The following is a 23,417-nucleotide window of genomic DNA, read 5'->3' as shown; positions in this document are numbered from 1 at the left end:
AAGTATTTTTGCTTAGTACTTTAAGGTCAGAGCTCGTCTCTGGCCTTTTTGTGTTAGGTAATATAATTATCAATACAACAACAGTCATTAACTACCACTAACGCTGTAAATGATTGTCTACAAAAGGATTGTAATCATGGATCACAATGATAGTAAGAATGAAAATACAAATGATATGACTGACCATGATGTAAATAGTCAATCTGCCGATCATAACAGTGTTTTGGATACCCAAAACGATGCTGTTATCAAACAAGGCGTTGGTCATTTAGAGCTACTAGAAGAGCGTCCAGTCGTGAATAAAGAGCGTCTTGATGTAGGCAAAGTTACCATTACTAAGCATACTCGTACCAAGACTATCGACGTTCCTATCGAGTTGGTTGAAGAGTATATTACCATTCAAACTCAATATCGTGATGCTAAGAGTCAGGATCTGTTGTCTGGTAACTACAATGACAAAGATATATTGCGTCACGTCGAACCTTCACTAGATAGCAAAGCGGTCATTAACATCAATGGCACGCAAGTTGAGATCGATGATGCGCCCATTGAGATCGTTATCTCTCGTCAAGTGGCGACCATTACCAAAGACACTTACGCTATTCAAGAAGTTGACGTCAAAAAAACCATTCATACTCATACGGATAGCATTCAGGTAGAGCTTAAGCATGAAGAGCTTGATGTCACTGAAGAAGGGTTTTTGGCGCATGAAGGTTCACACGTCAATAATAAGTAGTAGTCACAAGTAGCTTATTTAAAATAGTACCAATAAAAAAAGCAACGATGTGTTGCTTTTTTTATTGGCAAAAATATTACATTTTATTGTGAGTCATTACATTCGTAAGTATTAATATTGGACTCATCAGCGTTTGCGGTACGTAGTACGCCAGTCTCACGCTCTTGATGCGCAGTACGCCACTGAGTATAGCCCTCGCCGCCGCTGAGATTTGTGCTGACTTCATAGGCTTCAGGATTGGTGCCTTCATTGGTTTGAGTCAGAGTTACGGTACCTTTATCTGTCCCTAGGACCACTTGATTATCGTCTTCTAAATACGTGGCTTCAACTTTCAAGGTTGGAGAGCACAGATAGATTCTTTGCATCACATCATCATTGATAGTTGCTACTGTATCACTTTCGACTTCATTTATAGTGGCATCTGCTACGACCGCACTGCTTGGCTCAGCGGGTTCCGCTGACATAGGAGCCGCTTGCTCTTCGCTAATATTATCTTCTACACTAGGCTCAGGGTCTTGCTGACAAGCACTCATACTGAGCATAGCAGCCAATACACCTGTCATAAGCAACGAGGTACGGCTTTTTTTCAGTGATTTTAACTTCATTATTTGCTCCTAATTTTATATGCTAAATACTATAGCCTGTCCGCATATCTACGCCTATGCGCAATTTGTAAGCAATAAATACGAAGCTTAAGTTTTTAGGTTTCTATTATGGATATCTCAAAGAGATAAACTTAAACCTATCACCTTTATTCTTGACACCACAAAAACGCCCATAGCAATTAAGCTATAGGCATAAGTGATCTAGACAACCATCAGGATATGAGCGACTAGATTTTGCCGTGACATTGCTTGTATTTGAGACCTGAGCCACAAGGACAAGGCGCGTTGCGGCTGACATTCATACCTGCATAGGGGTTTGGCTCCATGTCAGGGGCGCTTGCGCCATTACTTGCGCCGCCACTACTGGCCCCAGCTGCCGCTACTGCGCCGCCTAAGTTTAATCGCACTTGACCGTTGGCACGCGCACCTTGATTGACTTGGTTTTGCTCATTTTCAGGCTTGCGCTCACCGCCCAGACCACCTGCATCATCATGCTCAAATTGCATTTGCATACGCTCAGCGTCCGCCCGCTTTTGCGCCTCTAATGCCTCAAGCTCTTCTTTGGTTGGGATATGTACGCGTGATAAGTCTTGTACGGTCTCAGACTTGATCGCTCCAAGCATCATCTGAAACAGCTCAAATGATTCACGCTTGTACTCTTGCTCTGGGTTTTTTTGCGCATAACCACGCAGATGGATACCCTTGCGCAGCTGATCCATTTGCGTCAAATGCTCTTTCCAATGCTTATCTAAGCTTTGGAGCATAAAGTGACGCTCTAGCTGAGCAGCACTTTGCTCGCCCATTTGCTCGCGGCGACCGTGGTAATGATCGAGCGCGGTTTGAATAATCTTAGCTCGTAGCGCCTCTTCATCGAGGCGGCGATCAGCATCGAGCCAGTCGTTAATAGGCATATAGAGTTTAAACTCGTCTTCAAGCTCATCCTCTAAACCATCGATATTCCATTGATCATCGATAGAGCCTGGCGGGATAAATTGATTGATCATCGCATTGTAGACGTCGTAGTTCATCGACTCGATGGCTTCTAATAGATCCATCTCTGCCAATAAATCATCACGCTGGCTATAAATAACTTTACGTTGTTCATTGGCGACATCATCATACTTAAGTAGGTTTTTGCGCGCATCAAAATCTCGGCTCTCAACCTTGCCTTGGGCGTTTTCGATAGATTTTGAGACCATTTTGTGCTCGATAGCCTCATCTTCTTTGAGACCCATAGCCTTCATCATATTGACCACGCGATCGCCTGCGAATATACGCATGAGATCGTCCTCTAGCGATAAGAAAAAGCGCGACATGCCTGGATCGCCCTGACGACCAGCACGACCACGCAGCTGATTATCGATACGGCGAGACTCGTGACGCTCTGAGCCCACGATATGTAAGCCACCTGCGGCAACCACTTGATCATGCTTGACTTGCCACTCTGCCTTTAGTCGCTTCATTTCATCAGGGCTGACGTTTTCTATGTCTTCGATAAATGACTGCCAGTTGCCGCCCAAGATAATATCAGTACCACGACCTGCCATGTTGGTGGCAATGGTGACAGACTTAGGACTACCTGCCTGCGCAATGATTTCAGCTTCGCGCTCATGCTGCTTGGCATTCAAGACATTGTGTTTGACGCCTTCTTGATCCAGCAAATAAGACAATTCTTCACTGGCCTCAATAGTCGCTGTACCTACTAGTACCGGCGCGCCTTTTTCTTGAATCTCTTTGATCTCGCGGATGATGCCTTGGTACTTGCCTAGTTTGGTCAAAAAGATTTGGTCATCCATATCGACCCGCGCAATCGGCATATGGGTCGGAATGACGATAACATCTAAATCATAAGTAGATTTGAATTCAGCCGCTTCGGTATCAGCTGTGCCCGTCATACCAGATAATTTGTCATAAAGACGGAAAAAGTTCTGGAAGGTCGTGGTCGCCAGTGTTTGGTTCTCTGCTTGAATCTCAGTGTTCTCTTTGGCTTCGACCGCTTGATGCAAACCCTCTGACCAACGACGACCTGGCATCGTACGACCCGTGTTTTCATCGACGATGACTACTTCGCCTTCATCAACAATGTAATGGACGTTTTTGACAAAGATATGATGCGCGCGAATGGCGGCTTGTACGTGTGCGAGAAGTGGCAGACGGCTTGGGCTGTACAGACTCTCTTCAGGTCCAAGTTCGCCCACATCTATCAAGAAGCTCTCAATCTTCTCATAGCCTTTTTCGCTGATCTCAATTTGACGGTTCTTTTCGTCAATCCAAAAGTCTTCTTCTTCGTTATTCTTATTAGCTTCTTCATCCTTTGAGCGAATCAGTACCGGAATAATGGTATTAATCAGCGCGTACATTCTAGAGGAATCTTCGGCCTGACCCGATATAATCAGCGGCGTACGAGCCTCATCGATCAAGATAGAATCAATCTCATCAATGATACAGAAGTTTAGTGGACGCTGTTTTTTCTCGCCTAAGCTAAAGACCATATTGTCGCGCAGATAATCAAAGCCATATTCGTTATTAGTACCATAAGTGATGTCAGCTTGATACGCGTCAACCTTATCCATTGGCGGCTGCTGCGAATAGATGACCCCAACTTTAAGTCCCAAAAAGTTAAATAAAGGACGGTTCAAGTCGGCATCACGCGCGGCTAGATAGTCGTTGACGGTAACTACGTGCACGCCTTTGCCACTAATACCATTGAGATAAATGGCCAAGGTTGCCATCAAGGTTTTACCTTCGCCCGTTTTCATCTCGGCGATTTTGCCTTCGTGCAAGGTGATACCACCAATCAGCTGCACATCGTAGTGGCGCATGCCTGTGATACGTAAGGATGCCTCACGGCAGACCGCAAACGCTTCAGGTAGCAGTGCATCCAGGCTCTCGCCCTTCAAAAATCGCGCTTTGAATTCTTCTGTTTTTTGTTGTAGCTCTTCATCAGACAAGGCTTGAATACTTGCCTCTTGCGCGTTTATTTTGGTGACCACTCGGCGCATACGCTTGAGCTCACGATCATTTTTGGTGCCAACCACACTGCCTACAATCTTTGATAACATAATTTTTGACCTATGGAAATATTCGATAATCAGTGCAAACGAGTAGATACCCTATCGCCACCTGACTAAGTACTACCTAACTAAGTGTGCCGTCATTATATATGGTTATGCTAACGATGGATACAAGGGTAGTCGGTAGATATTCGGCGACGCTAGCGCCTAGTCAGTCGTGGTAAAATGGCGCTTAATTGGTGATAAATACTATGCAACTAAGAGACCTTTTATGTCCGCTACGCCATCTAATAGCACTATTGATTCAAATCCAAGCCCTTCCGAACCGCTTATCGTAGGCGATACTGTCTTTGATTTGGCGCACCATACACCAATGATGGTTCAGTATCTAACGATGAAAGCTCAGTATCCGCACGCGCTACTGCTCTATCGCATGGGCGACTTTTATGAGCTATTCTTCGACGATGCCAAACGTGCTGCGCAGATATTAGACATTACTCTTACGCGTCGCGGCACCGACAAAGCAGGTAACACGATTGCCATGGCAGGCGTGCCTTTTCATGCAGCGGATAGCTATATGGCGCGTCTGATTGCAGCAGGTCAAACGGTTGTAGTCTGCGAGCAAATTGATGACGCCGCAACGAGTAGCGCTCTAAATAGTAGCATCTCGAATTCTAATAGCGTCTCAAATTTGCCAAGTGTGGGCGAAAAGGGCAAGAAAGATAAGAGCAAAGCTGGCGGTATCATGCGCCGCGAAGTCGTCAAAACCCTGACCGCAGGTACCATTACTGATGACGCCCTTATCGCCCCTAATCACACGCCAACCGTGGTCGCCATCGATGTGTCAGTATCAAAAGCCAAAAATAATACTCAACCTATGCAAGCTGCAATCAGCCAGCTGGATTTAGCTGCGGGTACTTTGATTACCCAAACGCTAACCTCTGCCACGCAAGCAAATGCCACCGGATACAATATCGATGAGTTACAAACGCAAATGCTGACGGTATTGGCGCGTTTTGCACCTAGCGAATGCATTGTTAGTGAGACTATCGATGAGACGTGGCTGGCATGGCTACGTACTCATCTCGATTGCCCGATCATAGAAGTCGCCGCCGCTGACTTTCATCGCGACCATGCCGCTGCGACCTTGTGTCAGCAGTTTGGGGTTCAGCGTTTGGACGGCTTAGGAATAGGTGACGCCCCACTCGCCCAGTCCAGTTGTGCGGCGCTCATTCATTATGCCCGGCAAACGCAGCAGCGTCATATACCGCAGGTCAATCAGCTCATCGTTGAGTATCATGATGATTATCTGATTATCGATACGAACAGTCAGCAAAACCTTGAGCTGTTTGCTCCTGTCAGTAGTAACGGTACCTCTTTGATATCTGTACTCAATCACTGCCGAACGCCAATGGGACGCCGATTGCTGGTGCAACAAATGAAGCGGCCGCTACGTCAGCACGCGCGTATCAACCTACGTCTGGAGGCGATAGAGACACTGTTAACTAATAATGATCGATCAACCAAGCATTCACGGTTTGAGAAATCACTCGTTGTTAGTCTACGTGAGACCTTAAATAGCATCGGTGATATCGAGCGTATCAGTAGCCGTATTGGACTGATGAGCGCCAAACCGCGTGATTTGCGTAAATTGGTAGACGGTATCAATAGTAGTATTCAGCTGACTAGCCTACTTAATGATGCCAGTATCTCTCATGAAGATGCAGGCCTGCTCGCTATGCTGATGCTACAATTACCTACGCATCTCTCAAGCGTACAGGAGGCCGCAAGCCTGATTGAACGCGCCGTCATTATAGAGCCACCCGCCCATATTCGTGATGGCGGTATGCTTGCAGCTGGCTTTGACGATGAGTTCGATAGGCTTACTCATCTCCATGACAATATTCAAACCACACTTGATGACATGGTGACGCGCGCCCGCCAAGAAAATAAATTACCCAGCCTAAAAGTCGGCTATAACAAAGTCAGCGGCTTTTATTTTGAGTTGCCAAAAATGCAAGCACAGCAAGCGCCTGCGCACTTTATTCGCAGGCAAACGCTCAAAAACAGCGAACGCTTTATCACTGATGAGCTAAAAGACGTCGAGACCGAATACTTGAGCGCGCAAACATTGGCACTAACACGCGAAAAACAACTCTATCAAGCGCTGCTTACGACATTAAGTACGCATCTACCAGAGTTACAACAGCTAAGCGCGGCTGTTGCTCAGCTCGATGTGCTGAGTAATTGGGCGCATTTGGCGACGACTTATCAGTGGCAACGCCCGATTATGAATAGTGTCACGCAAGATACGAGAGAGTCAGAACAAACGCCACTGGATAACACTCAAACCAGCATCGAGATCACCCAAGGTCGTCATGTCGTCGTCGAAGCTGCATTGAGTCAGAAAAATAGGGCAAGCGCTGAACAAGCCAGCTATTTTGTCGCGAATGACTGTACCCTTGGCACTTTTGATAATCCTGAGCGATTACTACTGATTACTGGACCCAATATGGGTGGCAAATCTACCTACATGCGCCAGACTGCGCTGATTGTCCTACTCGCTCATTGCGGCAGCTTTGTACCCGCGGCGAGTGCTCGCATTGGTGATATCGATCGCATCTTTACCCGTATTGGCTCCGCTGATGATCTGGCAGGTGGCAAATCGACCTTTATGGTAGAGATGATAGAGACCGCCAATATTCTCAATCAAGCCACTCATAAATCACTGGTACTCATGGATGAAGTCGGACGCGGTACGGCGACCACTGACGGTCTAGCGATTGCTCATGCTTGCGTCAATAAACTGCTAGAGATTGGTTGTTTGACCTTGTTTGCCACGCATTATTTTGAGCTGACGCAATTGACAAAAGAGAATGATGTCAGCCGAGAAACTCGTAAAAGTAACCGTAATAGCAGTGCTAACAGTCATAAAAAAAGCAATGGCATCCGTAATGTCCATGTCGCCGCCAGCGAAGTCGATGGGCAGTTATTGCTATTGCATCAGATCCGCGCAGGTGCTGCCAGCTCCAGCTTTGGGTTACATGTTGCAAAGATGGCAGGTATTCCAGCAGCGGTACTAGAGGACGCCAAGCGTTATTTGGTTGATAGCTTAGCAATAAGCAAAACCTCTACACAAAACCTGACTGACAATATTAAAGGGAATGCTCAAAATTCTGATGACAAAAACGACTTAGCTAAGTCAGTAAAGGACGAACGCGCGCACAACTATTCCAACAACGACGGTGTTTCGACTAGCAGTAATAGTGAACAAGAAATACCTGTAAACAACAATCAACAACAAAATCAGTTATTTAGCCTTTATAATGAGCTAGATGCTATCAATCCTGATAACCTTACACCAAAACAAGCGCATGACTTGCTCTATGTACTCAAACAACGCAGTAGTCGTTAAAGGCAATTGTTAAATGAGCATAAAAGCGCTAAAATACGATCTATTTTATTTTACTTATACAAGCCGAATTAAAAACAGGATTTCCTATGACCTTTGTCGTTGCAGATAATTGTATCCTTTGTAAACATACGGACTGTGTAGAAGTCTGTCCTGTCGACTGCTTTTATGAAGGGCCTAACTTTTTAGTTATCGATCCTGACGAGTGCATCGACTGCGCGCTATGCGAGCCTGAGTGCCCAGCCAATGCGATCTTCTCAGAAGATGAGGTGCCCAAGGGACAAGAAGAATTTATCGAATTGAACGCAGAGCTGGCACAAAAGTGGCCCAATATCACTGAGATAAAATCTCCAATGGTAGATGCTGAGAAATGGGATGGCGTCGAAGGTAAGATTCAGTATCTTGAAAAGTAGCGTGTGATGTTATAAATAATCTATTCGATACCAATGAGGCTGTGGCTTTTGCTACAGCCTTTTTTATTGAGAAATTTTTATGAGCCATATTGTAGTGTTGTAGGGCGGGTTAGTTGAGCGTAACCCACACTACACATTTTTTCAATCAAATATCTTACAGACTTTCAATAGAGCGATATAGATATCTATCGAGCCTCGGTACATCATCAGTATGTACGTGCTGCTCCTTGTTCAAAAAGTCAGCTTGCGCAAGTAACTGGCTACCGGGACAGGCAAAATTACACAGCATAATGTTTTGAACTTTATTTTGTACTGCGGGGCTATCATTTTGAGTCAGTACATAAGCAGAGTCGCCAAATACCTCAAACCAGTTCTTTAAGATCGTTTGCGTATAGCCATGATTGATATTCGGCATACCGATGACATTGGCCATTATGTATTGGCTATTGGCTTTAAACTGAGTCAGCGCCTCTAGCGTATATAAGTTACTGGCGACAAAGCGCCCCTGAAAAGCGTCAATGAGCATAAAGTCGAAACGTGCATCACTATTACGCGTCAAATAACCGCGCGCATCATCACCGATGAACTCAATATTAGGCGCAATCGGGGCTTTTAAAAAGTGCGCCTCGATAATCTTTGGCAGGCCTTTGTCGATATCGATAACGGTCAACGCCATAGTAGGATTGTGATATGCCACCTCACTTGGTGTCCCCATACCTGCACCGCCAAGGAACACTAATGTCTCAGGTGCAATCTCATCGATAGCCTCTACGGTGATTTTGCCATACCAATGACAGTTCTTTTTGGAGAGGTATATCCAGCAGCTACTCGTTGAGAGTCCAGGCTTGTCCGTGATGGTAACGGCTAGTTGATTGTCGGAGACGGTTTGCTTGATGAACCACGCCCCTGTCGCCGTTTGATAACCCGTATCGACTTTATTTAATCCGATAAAGGCGGCGGTTACGATAACGGCTGATATGGCGAGCATGTAGTTTTGGCGCGGAGACAGCTGACTAACATAGTCATCACTATACAGCTGCATCGCAAGCTTGGTACACAGATAGCTACTGATCGCTAATGCGGCGATAAATAGCGCCAAGCTACTCATCAAACCAATATAGGGCAATAAGATAATCGGCGTCAGCGTCGAGCCAAGGACACTACCGATGGTGGTTATAGCGACCATCATCCCCGCGTTCTTGCCTGCATCGACACCGTCGCTATTAGGATATTTTAGGGTCAAAAACTGGGTAATTAGCGGAATAGCCGTTGAGCCAAAGGTCAAACCCACACCGAATAGTAGCCCCACACCGATAGCCGCAATAATCGGACTACTGGTACTCATAGTCATAGCAGCAAGTAACGGTAATTGGATAATACAGGCAATCGCGTGAGAGATAGCAGACAAGGACAAAACGTGACCTGCCTTTAATAGCGCTTGTCTTGGCGTATGGATATCTTGTGACAGGCGTCCACCATACCAGTAGCCCACAGCTATCGCGATCAGCACCATCGCGAGAATCACGCCTGTGATCGAGATAGACGCGCCGATATACGTCGCAGATATGCGAATGGCATAGATCTCGATACCCAAACCTGCAAAGCCCTCAAGTAACGCGATGACGAGACAGATACCCAAGACTTTCTTTTGCATAGCACGACTCATCAGCACAATATTTTGTGATGATTTTACACTATTCTGGGTGGGGCGTGATGGTGGGTGTGTTTTGATAGCCTAAAATAAAAAAACCAAACATGAAGTTTGGCTTTTATCTCTAAATACTTTATGACGTTACTTTGACTTGTAAGGACTCGCCTTACGTATAAGAAACGATAGTCGTACTCATTTGAGCTTTTGTCCAAGGACGCAAATCAACAATTTTGAGTGGCGCGCCATTTTTATCGATCAATACCACCATATGTTGCTCCTGACCCCATAGCGGTAACCAACCAACTGCATTTGGATAGGCAGTGATATATTTGCCAATATCTATTTTATCATTAGCCGCTTCTAATTTAGACAGCTCATAGGCTTTGATTTTTATAGCAGGATAAGCTTGCTCTATCGGATAATATAAAGCAGGCTGATGTGCGATCTTTGCGCCCAATCGACTGCCAAACTTCAACTCTTCGATCTGTTGCTCATTACCTATAGGCTTGGCGGCGACCCATTTAGGTCCTGTTAAAGAAAAATGCGAATATTGTTCAGGCGCATTCTCTAAATAACTATCTTCTATATCATTCAGCCTGACAATCTCAAATCGATTATCGTAAAAGGCTAACCACACCGGTCGCGCTTGTGAGAGACTGTACACGCCGTAAGCCAGTGCTGCAATCTGGATAATGACAATTACACTTAGATCAAATACTAATGATTTTTTATTTTTTTTATACACAATAAGCGTTAACAAAGGGCCAATGATTAGGTCAATAATAAATACCATGGCAAATATAACAAAGACACCTGTAGCAGTAGCGAGTGGCATCGGATACCAAACCTTGAACAGCAAAACTGCTAAGGCTCCAGCGACTAATAAACTGATAGACAAATGAATAGCGGCGGCTTTAAAAGAGTCCGCCCAAATGCGAGTAGGTTGTGGCGTCATTTAAGGATAGTTCCTATGAACAATGATGATTAACATAGACCAGCAGCAATGCAGGTACCGCCTGCTGTCCATACCAAGGTATCGTTGCTAGCAGCGGGCTGCAAAGTAAAAGTCGCACCATCGACGCTAGGCTCACCTGTTGCGGTCACTAGAGCCGTTGTCGGTGCGATGCTAATAGCATTGACATTATTGGCATTGGTAACGCCTGAAGCGTTGATACTGACTTTAGCAATAGTATCGCAATTAGCGAGTAGATAGTTGCCTCTACCTTGAAAGCAGCTGTCGATATTGGCTCTGACTGTAGCGGCAGCGAGTACTACTTCAGTAAAACGTGCTTTTTTGGTATAAGTCTGATAAGCCGGTAGCGCGATCGCCGCTAAGATACCAATAATAGCAATGACGATCATCAGCTCTATGAGCGTAAACCCTCTTTGAGTATTCATAACGCTTCCTTTGTGGTTATATGCAAACTTATCAGAATATTCTGGGCACAAAATAGCCCTGCTATGGCTCAGCATGCAGGGCTGTTTTTTGAATCCATTTACAGCTAAATTAAGACTAAACTAGAGTTGGGATCAATACTAGCAAAGACCAGCAGCGATACAAGTGCCACTTTCTGCCCAAGTTAAAGAACCACTAGAGTCAGCTGCTGTAAGAATGTAAGTTGCGTCATCTACACTATCTGCACCAGTAGCCGTAACAACACCATTCGCATATGCAACATTATCTACTTGAGCGCCTGCAGCTGCACCAGTCAAATCTGCACCAACGTTATCTGCAGTAGCACAAGCACCAGTTGCTGTAATAGCTGCAGCTTCAGATTGACCACGAGTCTGATAGCAAACATCAACTTTGCCTTTCACTGATGATGCGGCTAATACCACTTCAGCAAAACGCGCTTTTTTGGTATACGTCTGATAAGCCGGCAGAGCGATCGCGGCTAAGATACCGATAATAGCGATAACGATCATGAGTTCGATTAGAGTAAAACCTTTTTGTGCTGTGTTCATAAGAATGTCCTTTAGGGATAGAGCGAAGACGATTAGTTATTAGTCTTCAGTTATAGGAGTAGTGCGGTCTTATTATAATGGTTGCATATTGCATGCCAAGTTTTTATCGATAACTGTCTTATTTTGACATATGTTTGATTTTGACTGATTAACACATTTCATAAACAGCTTATTTAGCTCTATTAAACTCGTATACTCGGAAATGTTACGACAAGGTTACCAAAAATTGTCAGCTTGGATATTTATAAGCTAGCAATAGCTGACATTTTTTGTCAGTGATTGTTATCAGTCATTCCACTCATCACCAGTACCACAGGTGCGTGTGCCCCTGATGACACGGCATTTTACCCCTTGAAAATTAAGGGTTAGATTGCCATCATTCGCCATTTGTGCCCCACCGATAGGGGTAGCGGTGATCAGCCATCTAGCAGTTAGTGTATTCAAAGGCGGGGTCAGTGGTACAGGAGCGATAGTAATATTGTATAGCGCGTCGCCTTGCCTTGGATAGCCGACCGTCAAATCAGTGACGTCCATATCTGCGTAATTACCTAGTGCCAGTTTACGCGCTTGAACCTCAGAGGCGATATTGTGCATCTCACTCATCATGTCCGCGCGTCTGGACTCAATGACATAGTTTTGATAGCTTGGATAAGCAATCGCTGCGAGTACGCCGATGATAGCAACGGCGATCATCATCTCAATTAAGGTAAAGCCTTTGTTAGATAGTATACGCATTACCAGTCCTCCTGACCTGCGCCGCAATCAGCAGCGGCGATAGCAATAGCAATGCTGTTACTACAACTCAAACCCGTGCTGGTGAGTACGATGTGCCTTGCGTTGGTAGTAATACCCGTAATATTAGGCGTCGCTAGCATCTTCCAAGTGCGACCTGTGACGATCCCTGTTGAGACCAGCGAGCTGCCTGTATTGACCCCATCGACCAGAGTGATGGCATAGCGGTGGTTGGTGGCATTACTACCATCAGGGACATAGATGGTCTGGTTATTGTTCTCATCATAGCTATAGGTTACATCGTCCGTATTGCTATCGATGACTTCTGGTAAGAACCCTTGATAACTCAACGCCCGCGCACGCCAACGCTCTAACTGGACTTGCAGCTGTAGCATTTTGGCCTGCGCTTCGCGCTCAGCATTAATCACCGCATAACGCCGATAGCTGGGAATAGCAATAGCCGCTAGTATGGCGATGATGAAGACGACGACCATGAGCTCAATGAGAGTAAAGCCGCGGCTACTACTCTTGGATACACATATAGGATACATATCTGATGTGTGCATAGTCGGCACCTTATTATCATTGTGATCCATTATTGAGTACGCTTGTACCAGACTCTAGGCTGGACGGTATAACGCTCATTAAAAATGTACTCTGATGCACTACCATCACCACCATCATTAAAGTCTTTTCTATTTGTGGGTTTTATGCGCTCATCAATTGGGTCGACTCCAACCAATACTTTAAGATTGGTATTGTCCTTATTGTAAGGACCTATGACTAGCTCCTGAATACCTTGACCCGCTGGTATAAACCCGCCAGTGCCTGTGATTGATGTGCTCTCTGCACAGATACCATAAGGCAAGCAGTAAAGCTGGCGCTCGGAGCCGCCTCTGATTTTGGCCGTACAATTATTGACAGTACCATACTGTTTATCAGGGTTATAGACTGTCGTAAACAGTAAGCTGTTGATGACCGCACTATCGCCAAACCCTTTGTTGTACTTGACATTATTCTCACCATCAAAACGAATCAATGGGTAATACCAGCCTTTTTTTGTCCCTGTGATCATAGTTGCTTTGGCGTTGTTTTTGGCTGTATCCGTTGGTGTATTGCCAAGTGTGGACGCTAAATTGGTCAAATTGGCTTCTGTCAAGTTTTGGATATTAAGGGTACTAGTAGTGAACAAGTCGCGCCTAGTCAAATCGCTATCAATGATACCGTAGACACGATTGGCGTAAGTATTATTATCGCGTATCTTGGATAAAGGCGCACTACGATTACCTGAGACGACATTGATAAGTCCAAAGATCTGACCGTTGTCAGGACCGCTCTCTCTACGGTAAAAGCTGACGATTGGACGCTCATAGAATCGGTATGCAAACTTGCCATCGGCATTTGGTTTCGTGTTGAGTATACGCACAGCGGGCTTGGCGCTAAAGCTTCCTACTCGCGTGAAGCCATACTTTTTAGGACGCGCATTCTGTAAATCAACACGAAAGACTTGTCCACCCAAATCTGCGGCATAGATATGATCGGTGAGCCCATCACTGTCTCTATCGAGCACAGTAATTTCACCAACGATGCTATGAATCATCTCAGACTTGACGACATTCTTGATTGAGCTTGTACTAGAGACCAGTTGACCACTGGTTGACCATATCAACTCGCCATTTTGAGCATTAACCATATAAATAGCATTGCCTTTGGCAGGAGCTGCCGCTGTCGGTACATAGGTTTCGCTCTCGTAACCCATATCGTAGCCACCACCAAAGATGAGTACATTCGTGGGCTTAGCGTCGTCTGCTTTTAGACGTACCTTTGTCGCTATGGGTTTGTTCCAAATTTGTCCTAAGCGTTTAAAATCATTAGAAGCGGTATAATTGAGTCCCTCTGGAGTGATAGTAAATTTCATCTTAGGCGCAGATTTGTCAGTAATATCCATACCGTATAGCGCCTCGCCGCCCATACGCAGACCACCATATGCAAACATGCCTTTGCTACCAGCACTATCTACCTTTACTCTTTTGGCAGGCAAATCATATTTATAATCAGTAGTCACAAGCCACGGTGCATCAATACCAAAGTAGGGCTGACCAATCTCCGTCTTGGTTGATCTATCCACTAGTGTGCTTGGTTGAGCTATGAGCATAGATCTTGGAATAATAGCAGCCATCTCTTTGCCTTCATCAGCATCCACTAGATGTAGAGCGCCATCCATCGAGCCAAATAGTACGTAATCGTCACGAGAGTCGGTAATGCGACCATTATCATCCAATACTGCGCTATAGGAGAGGGCTGTAGGTGACGAATGTACCACGCCGCCCAAGACTTTTATATCTCTAGAGGGCTTCACTAAAGTTAGTTCGCTAGTGATAACGTCGTTCAATGGTAGCTCACTACTAAGAACTAAATCTAACTCTTGACCATCTGCTTTGATCGCTTTTTCAAACCCTAAGAAGTTCAGTAAGCGGCGCTTATTTTGTTGAGTATAAATAGCGGTATCTACTAGTAGATTAAACCCTATAGGCTTGCCCGTAGTATCGACGCTCAACTCTCTCAGTACTGGTTTTTTGTTAGACACACTCTCATAGTCTTCAACGTATATCTTGCGTACACTGGCGCGATCTGACTTGGGTGTTCGTAACTGTGCATAAACACCGCCTGCGTTGATCTCATTGTTTACGGTTTCTCCCTTTGAGTTCTTATAATCAGCCGTTTGCCATACATCTTGCGTCGTTTTACTTATGTTGCCTGCAGAGTTTGTATACAGTCGGTTATTGTTTTTACCAAACAGAGTACCTCTATTTAACTTATACTTTTTTAGGTTGCCTTCCCAAATACTATCTCTTGAGCTGACATCAGGCGCAAGCATGGGCAGATACGCATAAGCCAACTGATTAGACGCTTGATAAGGGTCATCTGGAACGGTAATTGTCCCTGACGGTGCAGAAGGTAACGTTTGATCTAAATCCTCAACAAAGGTTGTAATACTTTTGACAATATCATCAGTAGACTGTGCTGAGTAAAACCCGCCCTCACCGAATCCACCAACGTTGCTTGGTAATTCAGGATGCGATTTGGCACCCCAATTACAGGCGTTCTTAGCGTCTAAGTCAGTAATGTTATTACAATTATAAAAGTCACTATACTCCTCTTCGCCTTTTGAATTGACAACAGGTAAGTTACGGATCACTCTATTAGCTTCGGGCAAAGAGGCATCAGCAGCTCTATTCACCGTAAAATCCGAACCAAAACCGACTACAGCGGTCAAGATATTTCTATTTTCGCCCAATGGATTTAACGACGAATTGCGTAGTGCTTTAGCAAAGGCGCCTACAGCTGGCATACCACTGTTATTATCACTACCACTTGGTAATGTTCCGATAGAGGGTACGCTAAAGCCGCCGCCTTTGGATCCTAGAGCAGATCGCATCAGTGCTGCAGGATCAGGAGCCCCGTTTGGTTTGCCATCAGTCAAGAAATAGATACCCTGACCATCACATATTGCTGTGGATTGTGAGGTAGTTGATACAAGAGGACTGATATAGTTACCGCTGCGTTTAGATGCTGAGACTGACTTATTAAAGCCACTATACTCAGAGCCAGATGGTGTATTGGTACCTAACATATAGGCGCCAGCCTCCGCATAAGCGTTCGCTGTAGGCGTGCCGTTTCCGCCTCCAGCCGCTGCTACTACTGCTTTTATTTTAGCGCGCTGATTGTCATCTAGTAAGGCTGCAGGCACCAGTATCTTGCCGCTTTTTCCATCAGCGATGGCAGTGCCATCAGATGCGTTAAAAGAGACACTATTATCTGCTCCGCTTTGACTTGAGAATTGACCAATACCAATAGCGACTTTTTTGGGATCCAGTTGAGTATTATCCATCAAGGTAAAGATTGCATCTTTGAGACGTGTCAAGCGATCGTAATATTTAGATCCTCCTTCAGATTTGTAATAATGAATAGTGCTCCCAAAGAAACCACTAGGCTCTGGTTCAAATCCATTTGTAGAGGGTTGATTTATTATATCATTGCAAGAATTTTTATTTGGTGTTCCTAAACCAGCGCTTCCACCACAGCGATACCATGTTGAGCTGAAGAACGATAAAATCCTTCGGTAATAGTATTGCTTATCACCACCAGCTATACAATATCTACGAGTATAGCTTGGGGTTGTTGCAGATGGTTCAGTAGTAATTCTATTACTACTAATTCCTGTAGGTAAGTCACATGCACTAGATCCAACATCCGTTTGGGCAGATGACATACTACCCGAAGTATCTAGCATCATCATAATGCTTACTTTACCGCCTTCAGCAGCTTCGTATATCTCTAAGTCGCCAATTTTTTTGCCACCAGTAGCACTATATGCAGGAGTACTAACTGTAGCTAGACCTACCATGACGGCTACTGACAGTGTCGTCATACGCCATGCACGACTCTCAATATTTACATTTTTTGGGTATTTCATGGTTTTATCCTCATGCTATTACTACAATTAGCATTCTGTGGTTCTAATTTAAGGTATAAGGTCACATAGCAGTTCTGTGGACTTACCATTACCTACGCCAAGATCGGCACATTTGGTGCGTTGAGATTGGTTCTCTACATTTGCCATCTCATATAATGCAGTACTGGGTACGCCCGCCTGAGCCATACAGCCTGCTATGGTATCGTCTTTATCTACTACGCTTTCGTACTTACTGGTCTGTTCTAGACAGTCAGCAGCAGCAGTAGAGGATCCAGCATATGATGGCAAGATTGCTGTACTATTGATATCGAAGAGGAACGCTTGACTAGATATTTTGCTACCGTCTTGACCGATCGTATAATTGCGGAATACTTCATAGTCAGGGTTTGGCGGCGTTAGAGAGACGCTAACCTGTGTCATACTGGCATTACGCTGACTCACGTAATCATCTGGCACCGCTGGATTACAATATCCATTATCGCTACCTGATACATTGCCGCCGCCAGGCACATTTATAGTGGCTCTATTGATATTAAAAAACTCTCCACGTGGACGAAAACAAAAGATATACTCATCATCGATATTACCAATTTTGGACATAAAATGCCCAAATGGCCCGCCACTTGAAGTCATGGCGATATACATAGGGTCACTACTACCACCGTTAATACTTTGTTCGATATTTTGATTGGCATTGTCCGCTGACTGTACAAGCAACGTATTTATCTGATCACTAGTTGCCAGTCTTAAATCAGTAGTACTGTTTTTGACGGCGATAACACCGCCTAATATAATCAATACTAGAAATAGCAGTACCACAATCAATACCGCGCCTTGCTGAGTACTTGATGCCTGTATTTTTGGGTACAAAAGCATTTTATGATCGGTCATACTACCCTCCCTTTACGGTGTCGTCGTTACAATCGTTGGTGACGTGACTGTTATACCCATTATCCGCGCATTTCGTAGTAGTATTGTTGATTCATAGCTTCTTCTATAAAAATTCCTGCGGGCGGTGTCCGTGATTAAATTTTGAGTATCTCCAAGAACACTAAAGCGCTCTTGATCATTACCCGTTATTAAAGGCGTATTACTACGTATAATAACGCCTAGTTTGACTATGGTAATAGGCGGCTTTTCTGTTAGTTGTGCGTAGGTGCTAGGTGCTATGTAAGTCAGCTCGTTGGCATTCATCCTAATACCTAGTAAAATTTTAAACTGATCAACAGCAGGTACAATGACCTCTCCATTACCTGCAAAAGCTGTCAGTACAGTGCCATCATCGGCTACTCGTCCTGCGCTGCAAGCTAATACCAAGTCTTGAGCGCCGCCTATATTCGCCGTTGCGTTTGTGTTTAGACGAACAAAATAACGTTCAACGACCCAATCTGTACCATCAGCAATCTCCTCCCCTTCGCAATCAAATAAAGGATTGGTAGTGATGTTTTTGTACTGAATCGTAAGTTGGTCACTCTCTACGTTTGTGATATTAGACACCCCAGTCCACCCTGCTGAGTCCATACTGTTGGTAAGCAGTGTCGTAGCAGTCGTATTGGTCGCCCCTAGGTTCGTAGGTGTCAATACAATTCCGCCATGGTTTGTTGTATCGGTAATATTAGTAATAGGGTTGCCCAGATTAGCAATACGTATATGATCTTCTAGCGATTGAATAGCAAAAATACTAGTGTCTTGCACTTCAGAGGCGCTTTTTTGAATAGTGATAGTACGTGTGTTAATAACATATACCTGTATGACGGCTGCTGATATGAGTAATCCTAATACTAATGAGATCATCAACTCAATCAATGTAAAGCCTGCCATAGCCTTTGCATAAAGATGATCATGCTGAACAGTATGGCCACCAGTAACACGACGATCTACTTTGTGCACATACTTCATTAGTAAGCCTCCGAAATCAGGCATCGACTACCGTTTATATAGACACCATTGGAGTCAGCGCAAGCATTTTCGTCAGTGTCATCTAATATAGCTTCAGTATCATTCCAAGCTGCGATCACGCACATCTGCTGTTGAATAACAGATTGTCCAACATCAGCTGGACATCTGACCACTGCCAAATCAATATCTTCCTCGCGCGCTATCTGTTTGACTAAAAGCGTATCGCGGGTGGCAAGCTGATTGATACTACAGGACTGCGCTGGGACGATTCTGCTATCAACCGTTATCGTACCTGTAGAGAGACAGTTGTCAGTGCCATTAATAGCGATTGCTGTTCCATCAATGGTAACAATATAATTGTCAGTACTGCTAGAAGCCAGAGCTGGAATACTAGCAACTGCCTGTACTACTGGTATCGCACCATTATCCCTAGGTAAAACAGTTGAAAAGGTTGTACCGCTGCCAGTAACATAGGCGTCAGGATAAGCACGCATAACCTCAGCAAGATTACGTACTAAGGTCAACGATTTGGTGCGAACTAAGCTCTCATCAGTAGCGCTTACTGCTCGTACTTGTAGTGCACTAAATCCTAATATAGCAACCGATAATAGTAGTACCGCTACTAAAACCTCAATTAAGCCTACACCGTACTGGGAGTTTAACCGACTCATTAGCATGCTACTCCTAATTGGCTGGTAATATTGGCGATATTACTCACCGTAACTTGTCGTGAATTTACATCTCTATTATTATCACAAATCGTGTAGGTGATAGTAGCTGTCACGCGTTTGCTTGGCTCGAAAGTGACGTTCAAAGGCACTGACGTAATGGTACTTTGATCACTGTAGTTATAATTGGCAATAGTGCTGGCGTCTTCTCCTGTCAGCGTGATTACTCTAGGGTCGCTCGTATTGTTGTAACTCAAAACGATATCCTGACGACGAATGACACTTTCAGCTTTTGCCTCTTTTAACGCATTCTCAAGCGTCGCCGTTGTCGACTTAACGCGCTGATCAGCTAATTGCGTACGGATACTAGGCGCGGCGATACTGACGATAATAGCGAGAACAGCAATAGTCACCATCATCTCAACTAAGGTGAACCCTGACTGTTTACGTGCTAACTGTGTTGTAGAGGTGCTCACACTTGATCCCTGTTTATAACCACTGACTTGCTATCCTTGATCAGCGTTTTAATGAATAAAGTACCGACTTTGCAGTTCTTGTCATTAAGACGTTTATATTTATATTTATAAGTAAACAATGCAATTTTTGTTCCAGTCTATAATCATACTTATGCTCTCTTGCAAGCTTGTTGTAGCTAGTACTCTGACTAGTAACACAAAAAGACAAAGAGACTGTTTTTAATATAACGACAAGGTAACCTATAAGCAACAAAAGAGTTGCAAAAGCTTAAAGGTGTTACTATCGATAGAATTTATTGACTGCCATGCGCTAAGGCATAGGCTGATAGCTCATAATTATTAGCAGAGGGTAATGCTGAGGTATAAAAATGAGACACTTGCTCATGTATCGTGCGCCCAAGTGCCTGTAAGCTTGCCCCTGTCGTTGCGACATCATCGAATAGTATTAGACGTTTGACTGGCGGCATCTGAGTTAATGCAAAAGCGTTGTCTAGATTACTTAGACGCTCGCTACGCGTGAGTCCTTGCTGGGTATTGGTATCATCGATACGCTCAACGCCTTGCCATAACGGTATATTCCAGTGCTTGGACAATTGAGTAGATAAGATACTGACAGGATCAAAACCGCGTTTGACGAGCCGCGGATTCGTGGTCGGCATAGGTACGATGACGCTATTGGTATTGTGACAGCCTTTTGGGCGTGGGAGTTGACGTAAAGCATGGACAAGAATAGCAAGTTTCGTCATGTCCTCATGATGCTTAAAAGCACGAATGGCTTGACGAATAGGATAGTCGTAATAGGTCGCCGCCTGAATAGGGAGCGTAATATTGGGCGCGATATCTACCAAAAAAGGGTTTGGTAGCCAAGTGATACTATGATGACAGTGCGTGCATAGTAGACCCCTACCAAGACGCTTACTGGCTTTTTTTAGATTTGGGATATTATTGGTAAGATGGTGTTGTGAGGAGCTACGATATATACGGCATAGCTGACAGCGTATACTCAGATACTCTGCCAGCCACAAGCCACTTTGATAAGGGGCTAACGCGCGCATAGAACGCTCTTTGCTTTAATCACCCGTTTTAGAACCCTTTCCAATCATTGAGTACGATACCAAAACCAATTGCGGTATTCTCGTAGTCATAGTCGATAATCGATTCGCCATACCCTTGGAACAGCTGCACATAACCATTGACGTTCTCTGATAGCGGATAGATATAGTCGATTTGCGCCGCGCCCTTGTTGGTACTTGGGTTGTAGCGTAACGTACCGCTGAGGCTTTGCTCTTTTGGCAGATCATATAAGAATTTGATGTCACCATAACCTAGATAGTCTTCGATATCTGGATTATCTTCACTTGAGTCATCCTCATTATTTATACGTACCCAGACGCGTGGTACGATAGAGAACTTGCCCCATTCAGCACCAGCCATAAGATAAGCGCGGTTCCATGAGCGCGAGATCGGATCAGAGCGCCCATTTGAGTGATGTACAACTCCTGTACCTAGCATCCGTAGACGTCCACCAAAAGGTAGATCAGCGGTCACAGGCTGAGTCAAGAAAATCTCTGGTTGATAGTCAGTACCGCGAAACGGTCTAGAGTTATCTTCGTTATATACCTGCCAATGTGCTTGCTGCGTGTAACCAAACCATAGATCTGCATTGGTATCGAACAGATCCTCGCCTACTTTACTCTTGAGCGATAACTGGAACTTCAGCTCAGTGTTACGTGTATCGTTTGAGGTGAACTTTTGCCCTGGCTCATCTGGGTTACTAGAGGTTGGATTCAGGTTGGGATCAAAGCTATAAAACAGTGGCAAGACATAATTAGGACGATAAGGTCGTACAGTCCAAGTACCGCGCTCGCTATTTTGATCCAAATCATAAGCGAGGCTTAGCGGGCTGTATTTTTCGATATCATTTTGGGTAACCCCTACATCCTCTAATACTTGAACCTCACTTTGGGTCAGCCCAACAGTATCTAAAGACTCATCAGACACTGAGGAGTCGGTATCAATCGTACTTGCGACGTTGTCCTCTGCCAGCACTACTTTTGGATTGCCTGACAGTGTTGATTTAAATGTTTTTGCGATGTCAACAGGCTGTTTGGTCGTCGTATAAGTAGGCGTTTTGCCTTGCAAAGCGACTTTGTCATAACAGGCCAAACGTGCGGCACTCAGATCCAAATCTTGGCACTCAAGGAAGAGTTGGGCCTGATTCGCTACCAGTGCTTTACGACTAGTAGGCGCATTTGAGCTGTCTAACACCTCATCACTTACTAAAGAGGTGCGCGTATTTTGATCCTCAACTGACGAATTAGCAGCTGGCAGCTCGTTATAAGTTTGTGCATGAGATTGGATAGCAAAGCCGCTCAAAGCTAGGGTAATGGCTATACTCAACGGTGTTTGTATGCTGCGCTGTGGTGTCATGTGATAGTGCTCGCTTAGATCAGTATGCTTATAACGGGGGAATAAATGAGCAAGCATAGATGTCCTTGGGTTATGGCGATGACCTAAAAGGTAATACCATTAGAAGGTTATGATAATTAAGGTATAAAGAAAAAAGATAGTACTTAAATTAGAGCTACTAACAAGCGACAAAAACTATATACAAGATAGCGTTAATGTCATGCATTAATATTGTTGCTTTAGTGTAATGAAATTGCTGCCGATATACCAGCACTAATACCGACGAGTTGACACTTTATCTTCTTCATCAAAAGGACAAAACAGCTACCATTTGCTGTCACTTATGACAGGTAGTCGCAAAATTTGGTACTATCACTCTTTAACATTTATGATTTAGGTGAGCAGATTATGGCCAAAAACGCCCTTCAAGCGCAGCTCTTAAAAGCAGGATTAGTCGATAGCAAAAAGGCTAAGAAAATAAGTAAACAGTCTGATCACGCCAAACGTACGGGCGACGACTTAAACATAGAAGCCAAAAAAGCGCTCGCTGCTGCGCAAGCCAAAAAGGTAGAAAAAGATCAAAAACTTAATCAAGAGAAGCAAAAAGCATTAGAAGATAAAATGCTAAACGCAAACATTATACAGATGATTAAGCAGCATCAAATCGAGGATACGCAAGGAGAAGTCGATTATCAGTTCGTTGACCACTCTAAGATTAAAAAGATTCATATTACCCAAAAACTCTATGAGCAGATCGTCGCAGGTCACGTCGTAATAGCCCGGTTAGAGGAGCGTTATGCGCTGCTACCCCGGCCGCTTGCAGATCGTATTAATGCAAAGCTCGAGGGCTTCATCGTCGTCTCAAATGACAAGTCTGATGCCGAGCTCGACGAAGATGATCCCTATGCAGCTTATGTGATTCCAGATGATCTCATGTGGTAGTCGCTATTGGGCGATGAT

Annotated in this window: 19 protein-coding genes; 4 read left to right on the top strand and 15 right to left on the bottom strand. The window is 44.5% G+C overall.

Features of this window, described 5'->3' with window-relative positions:
• Nucleotides 1–136 precede the first annotated feature (136 nt).
• Nucleotides 137–736, top strand: coding sequence for a YsnF/AvaK domain-containing protein (locus ACR64G_RS01620; RefSeq protein WP_435979822.1), 600 nt, complete (start codon nt 137–139; stop codon nt 734–736).
• Nucleotides 737–819: 83 nt separating this feature from the next.
• Here the strand turns inward: ACR64G_RS01620 and ACR64G_RS01615 are convergent, their stop codons facing one another.
• Nucleotides 820–1,341, bottom strand: coding sequence for a hypothetical protein (locus ACR64G_RS01615; RefSeq protein ID WP_435979821.1), 522 nt, complete (start codon nt 1,339–1,341; stop codon nt 820–822).
• A 227-nt stretch (nt 1,342–1,568) separates the two neighbouring features.
• On the bottom strand, nt 1,569–4,403 hold the full coding sequence (secA, locus tag ACR64G_RS01610) for a preprotein translocase subunit SecA (RefSeq protein ID WP_435979820.1): 2,835 nt from the start codon (nt 4,401–4,403) through the stop codon (nt 1,569–1,571).
• A 223-nt stretch (nt 4,404–4,626) separates the two neighbouring features.
• Between secA and mutS the strand changes: the two genes are divergently transcribed.
• Together mutS and fdxA are read left to right on the top strand one after the other, a co-directional pair.
• On the top strand, nt 4,627–7,770 hold the full coding sequence (gene mutS, locus ACR64G_RS01605) for a DNA mismatch repair protein MutS (protein ID WP_435979819.1): 3,144 nt from the start codon (nt 4,627–4,629) through the stop codon (nt 7,768–7,770).
• Nucleotides 7,771–7,856: 86 nt separating this feature from the next.
• The gene (gene fdxA / locus ACR64G_RS01600; protein WP_435979818.1) at nt 7,857–8,180 is read left to right on the top strand and encodes a ferredoxin FdxA; all 324 of its coding nucleotides are present in this window, start codon (nt 7,857–7,859) and stop codon (nt 8,178–8,180) included.
• Nucleotides 8,181–8,334: 154 nt separating this feature from the next.
• Here fdxA and ACR64G_RS01595 read toward each other — a convergent pair whose 3' ends face one another.
• From ACR64G_RS01595 to ACR64G_RS01535, 13 genes are all read right to left on the bottom strand, one after another.
• The gene (locus tag ACR64G_RS01595; RefSeq protein ID WP_435979817.1) at nt 8,335–9,834 is read right to left on the bottom strand and encodes a fused MFS/spermidine synthase; all 1,500 of its coding nucleotides are present in this window, start codon (nt 9,832–9,834) and stop codon (nt 8,335–8,337) included.
• A gap of 163 nt (nt 9,835–9,997) precedes the next feature.
• The gene (gene tfpZ, locus ACR64G_RS01590; RefSeq protein ID WP_435979816.1) at nt 9,998–10,786 is read right to left on the bottom strand and encodes a TfpX/TfpZ family type IV pilin accessory protein; all 789 of its coding nucleotides are present in this window, start codon (nt 10,784–10,786) and stop codon (nt 9,998–10,000) included.
• 29 nt (nt 10,787–10,815) lie between these two features.
• A complete protein-coding gene (locus ACR64G_RS01585; protein ID WP_435979815.1) occupies nt 10,816–11,229 on the bottom strand; it encodes a pilin in 414 nt (137 codons plus the stop codon).
• Nucleotides 11,230–11,367: 138 nt separating this feature from the next.
• Entirely contained in the window at nt 11,368–11,796 is a 429-nt protein-coding gene (locus tag ACR64G_RS01580) for a pilin (RefSeq protein WP_435979814.1), read from the bottom strand.
• Between the two features lie 285 nt (nt 11,797–12,081).
• Complete coding sequence (locus ACR64G_RS01575) at nt 12,082–12,531, bottom strand: type IV pilin protein (RefSeq protein WP_435979813.1); 450 nt, start codon at nt 12,529–12,531, stop codon at nt 12,082–12,084.
• The gene (locus tag ACR64G_RS01570; protein ID WP_435979812.1) at nt 12,531–13,094 is read right to left on the bottom strand and encodes a type IV pilin protein; all 564 of its coding nucleotides are present in this window, start codon (nt 13,092–13,094) and stop codon (nt 12,531–12,533) included. Before ACR64G_RS01570 ends, ACR64G_RS01575 begins: the two co-directional genes overlap by 1 nt.
• Before the next feature lie 29 nt (nt 13,095–13,123).
• Nucleotides 13,124–17,005 carry a pilus assembly protein PilY gene (locus tag ACR64G_RS01565; protein WP_435979811.1) on the bottom strand — a complete coding sequence of 1,294 codons (3,882 nt, stop codon included), beginning with the start codon at nt 17,003–17,005 and terminating at the stop codon, nt 13,124–13,126.
• Nucleotides 17,006–17,053: 48 nt separating this feature from the next.
• Complete coding sequence (locus ACR64G_RS01560; protein WP_435979810.1) at nt 17,054–17,896, bottom strand: PilX N-terminal domain-containing pilus assembly protein; 843 nt, start codon at nt 17,894–17,896, stop codon at nt 17,054–17,056.
• Nucleotides 17,897–17,908: 12 nt separating this feature from the next.
• On the bottom strand, nt 17,909–18,904 hold the full coding sequence (locus tag ACR64G_RS01555) for a PilW family protein (RefSeq protein ID WP_435979809.1): 996 nt from the start codon (nt 18,902–18,904) through the stop codon (nt 17,909–17,911).
• Nucleotides 18,904–19,575, bottom strand: coding sequence for a type IV pilus modification protein PilV (pilV, locus tag ACR64G_RS01550; protein WP_435979808.1), 672 nt, complete (start codon nt 19,573–19,575; stop codon nt 18,904–18,906). Before pilV ends, ACR64G_RS01555 begins: the two co-directional genes overlap by 1 nt.
• Nucleotides 19,575–20,048: a pilus assembly FimT family protein gene (locus ACR64G_RS01545; RefSeq protein WP_435979807.1), complete on the bottom strand. Its 474-nt coding sequence runs from the start codon at nt 20,046–20,048 to the stop codon at nt 19,575–19,577. Before ACR64G_RS01545 ends, pilV begins: the two co-directional genes overlap by 1 nt.
• A gap of 293 nt (nt 20,049–20,341) precedes the next feature.
• Nucleotides 20,342–21,103, bottom strand: coding sequence for a ComF family protein (locus tag ACR64G_RS01540; protein ID WP_435979806.1), 762 nt, complete (start codon nt 21,101–21,103; stop codon nt 20,342–20,344).
• A 28-nt stretch (nt 21,104–21,131) separates the two neighbouring features.
• Complete coding sequence (locus ACR64G_RS01535) at nt 21,132–22,535, bottom strand: phospholipase A (RefSeq protein WP_435979805.1); 1,404 nt, start codon at nt 22,533–22,535, stop codon at nt 21,132–21,134.
• Nucleotides 22,536–22,865: 330 nt separating this feature from the next.
• Here ACR64G_RS01535 and ACR64G_RS01530 point away from each other — a divergent pair, with 330 nt between their 5' ends.
• Nucleotides 22,866–23,399 (top strand): DUF2058 domain-containing protein, encoded by a 534-nt coding sequence (locus ACR64G_RS01530; protein ID WP_435979804.1) that lies wholly within the window; start codon nt 22,866–22,868, stop codon nt 23,397–23,399.
• Nucleotides 23,400–23,417 lie beyond the last annotated feature (18 nt).

Origin of the sequence: Psychrobacter sp. DM4 (assembly GCF_051307035.1) — a bacterium.
Lineage (GTDB): Bacteria > Pseudomonadota > Gammaproteobacteria > Pseudomonadales > Moraxellaceae > Psychrobacter.
Note: the sequence above shows the minus strand (reverse complement) of the source record. Positions and strands in the feature narration are given on the sequence as shown.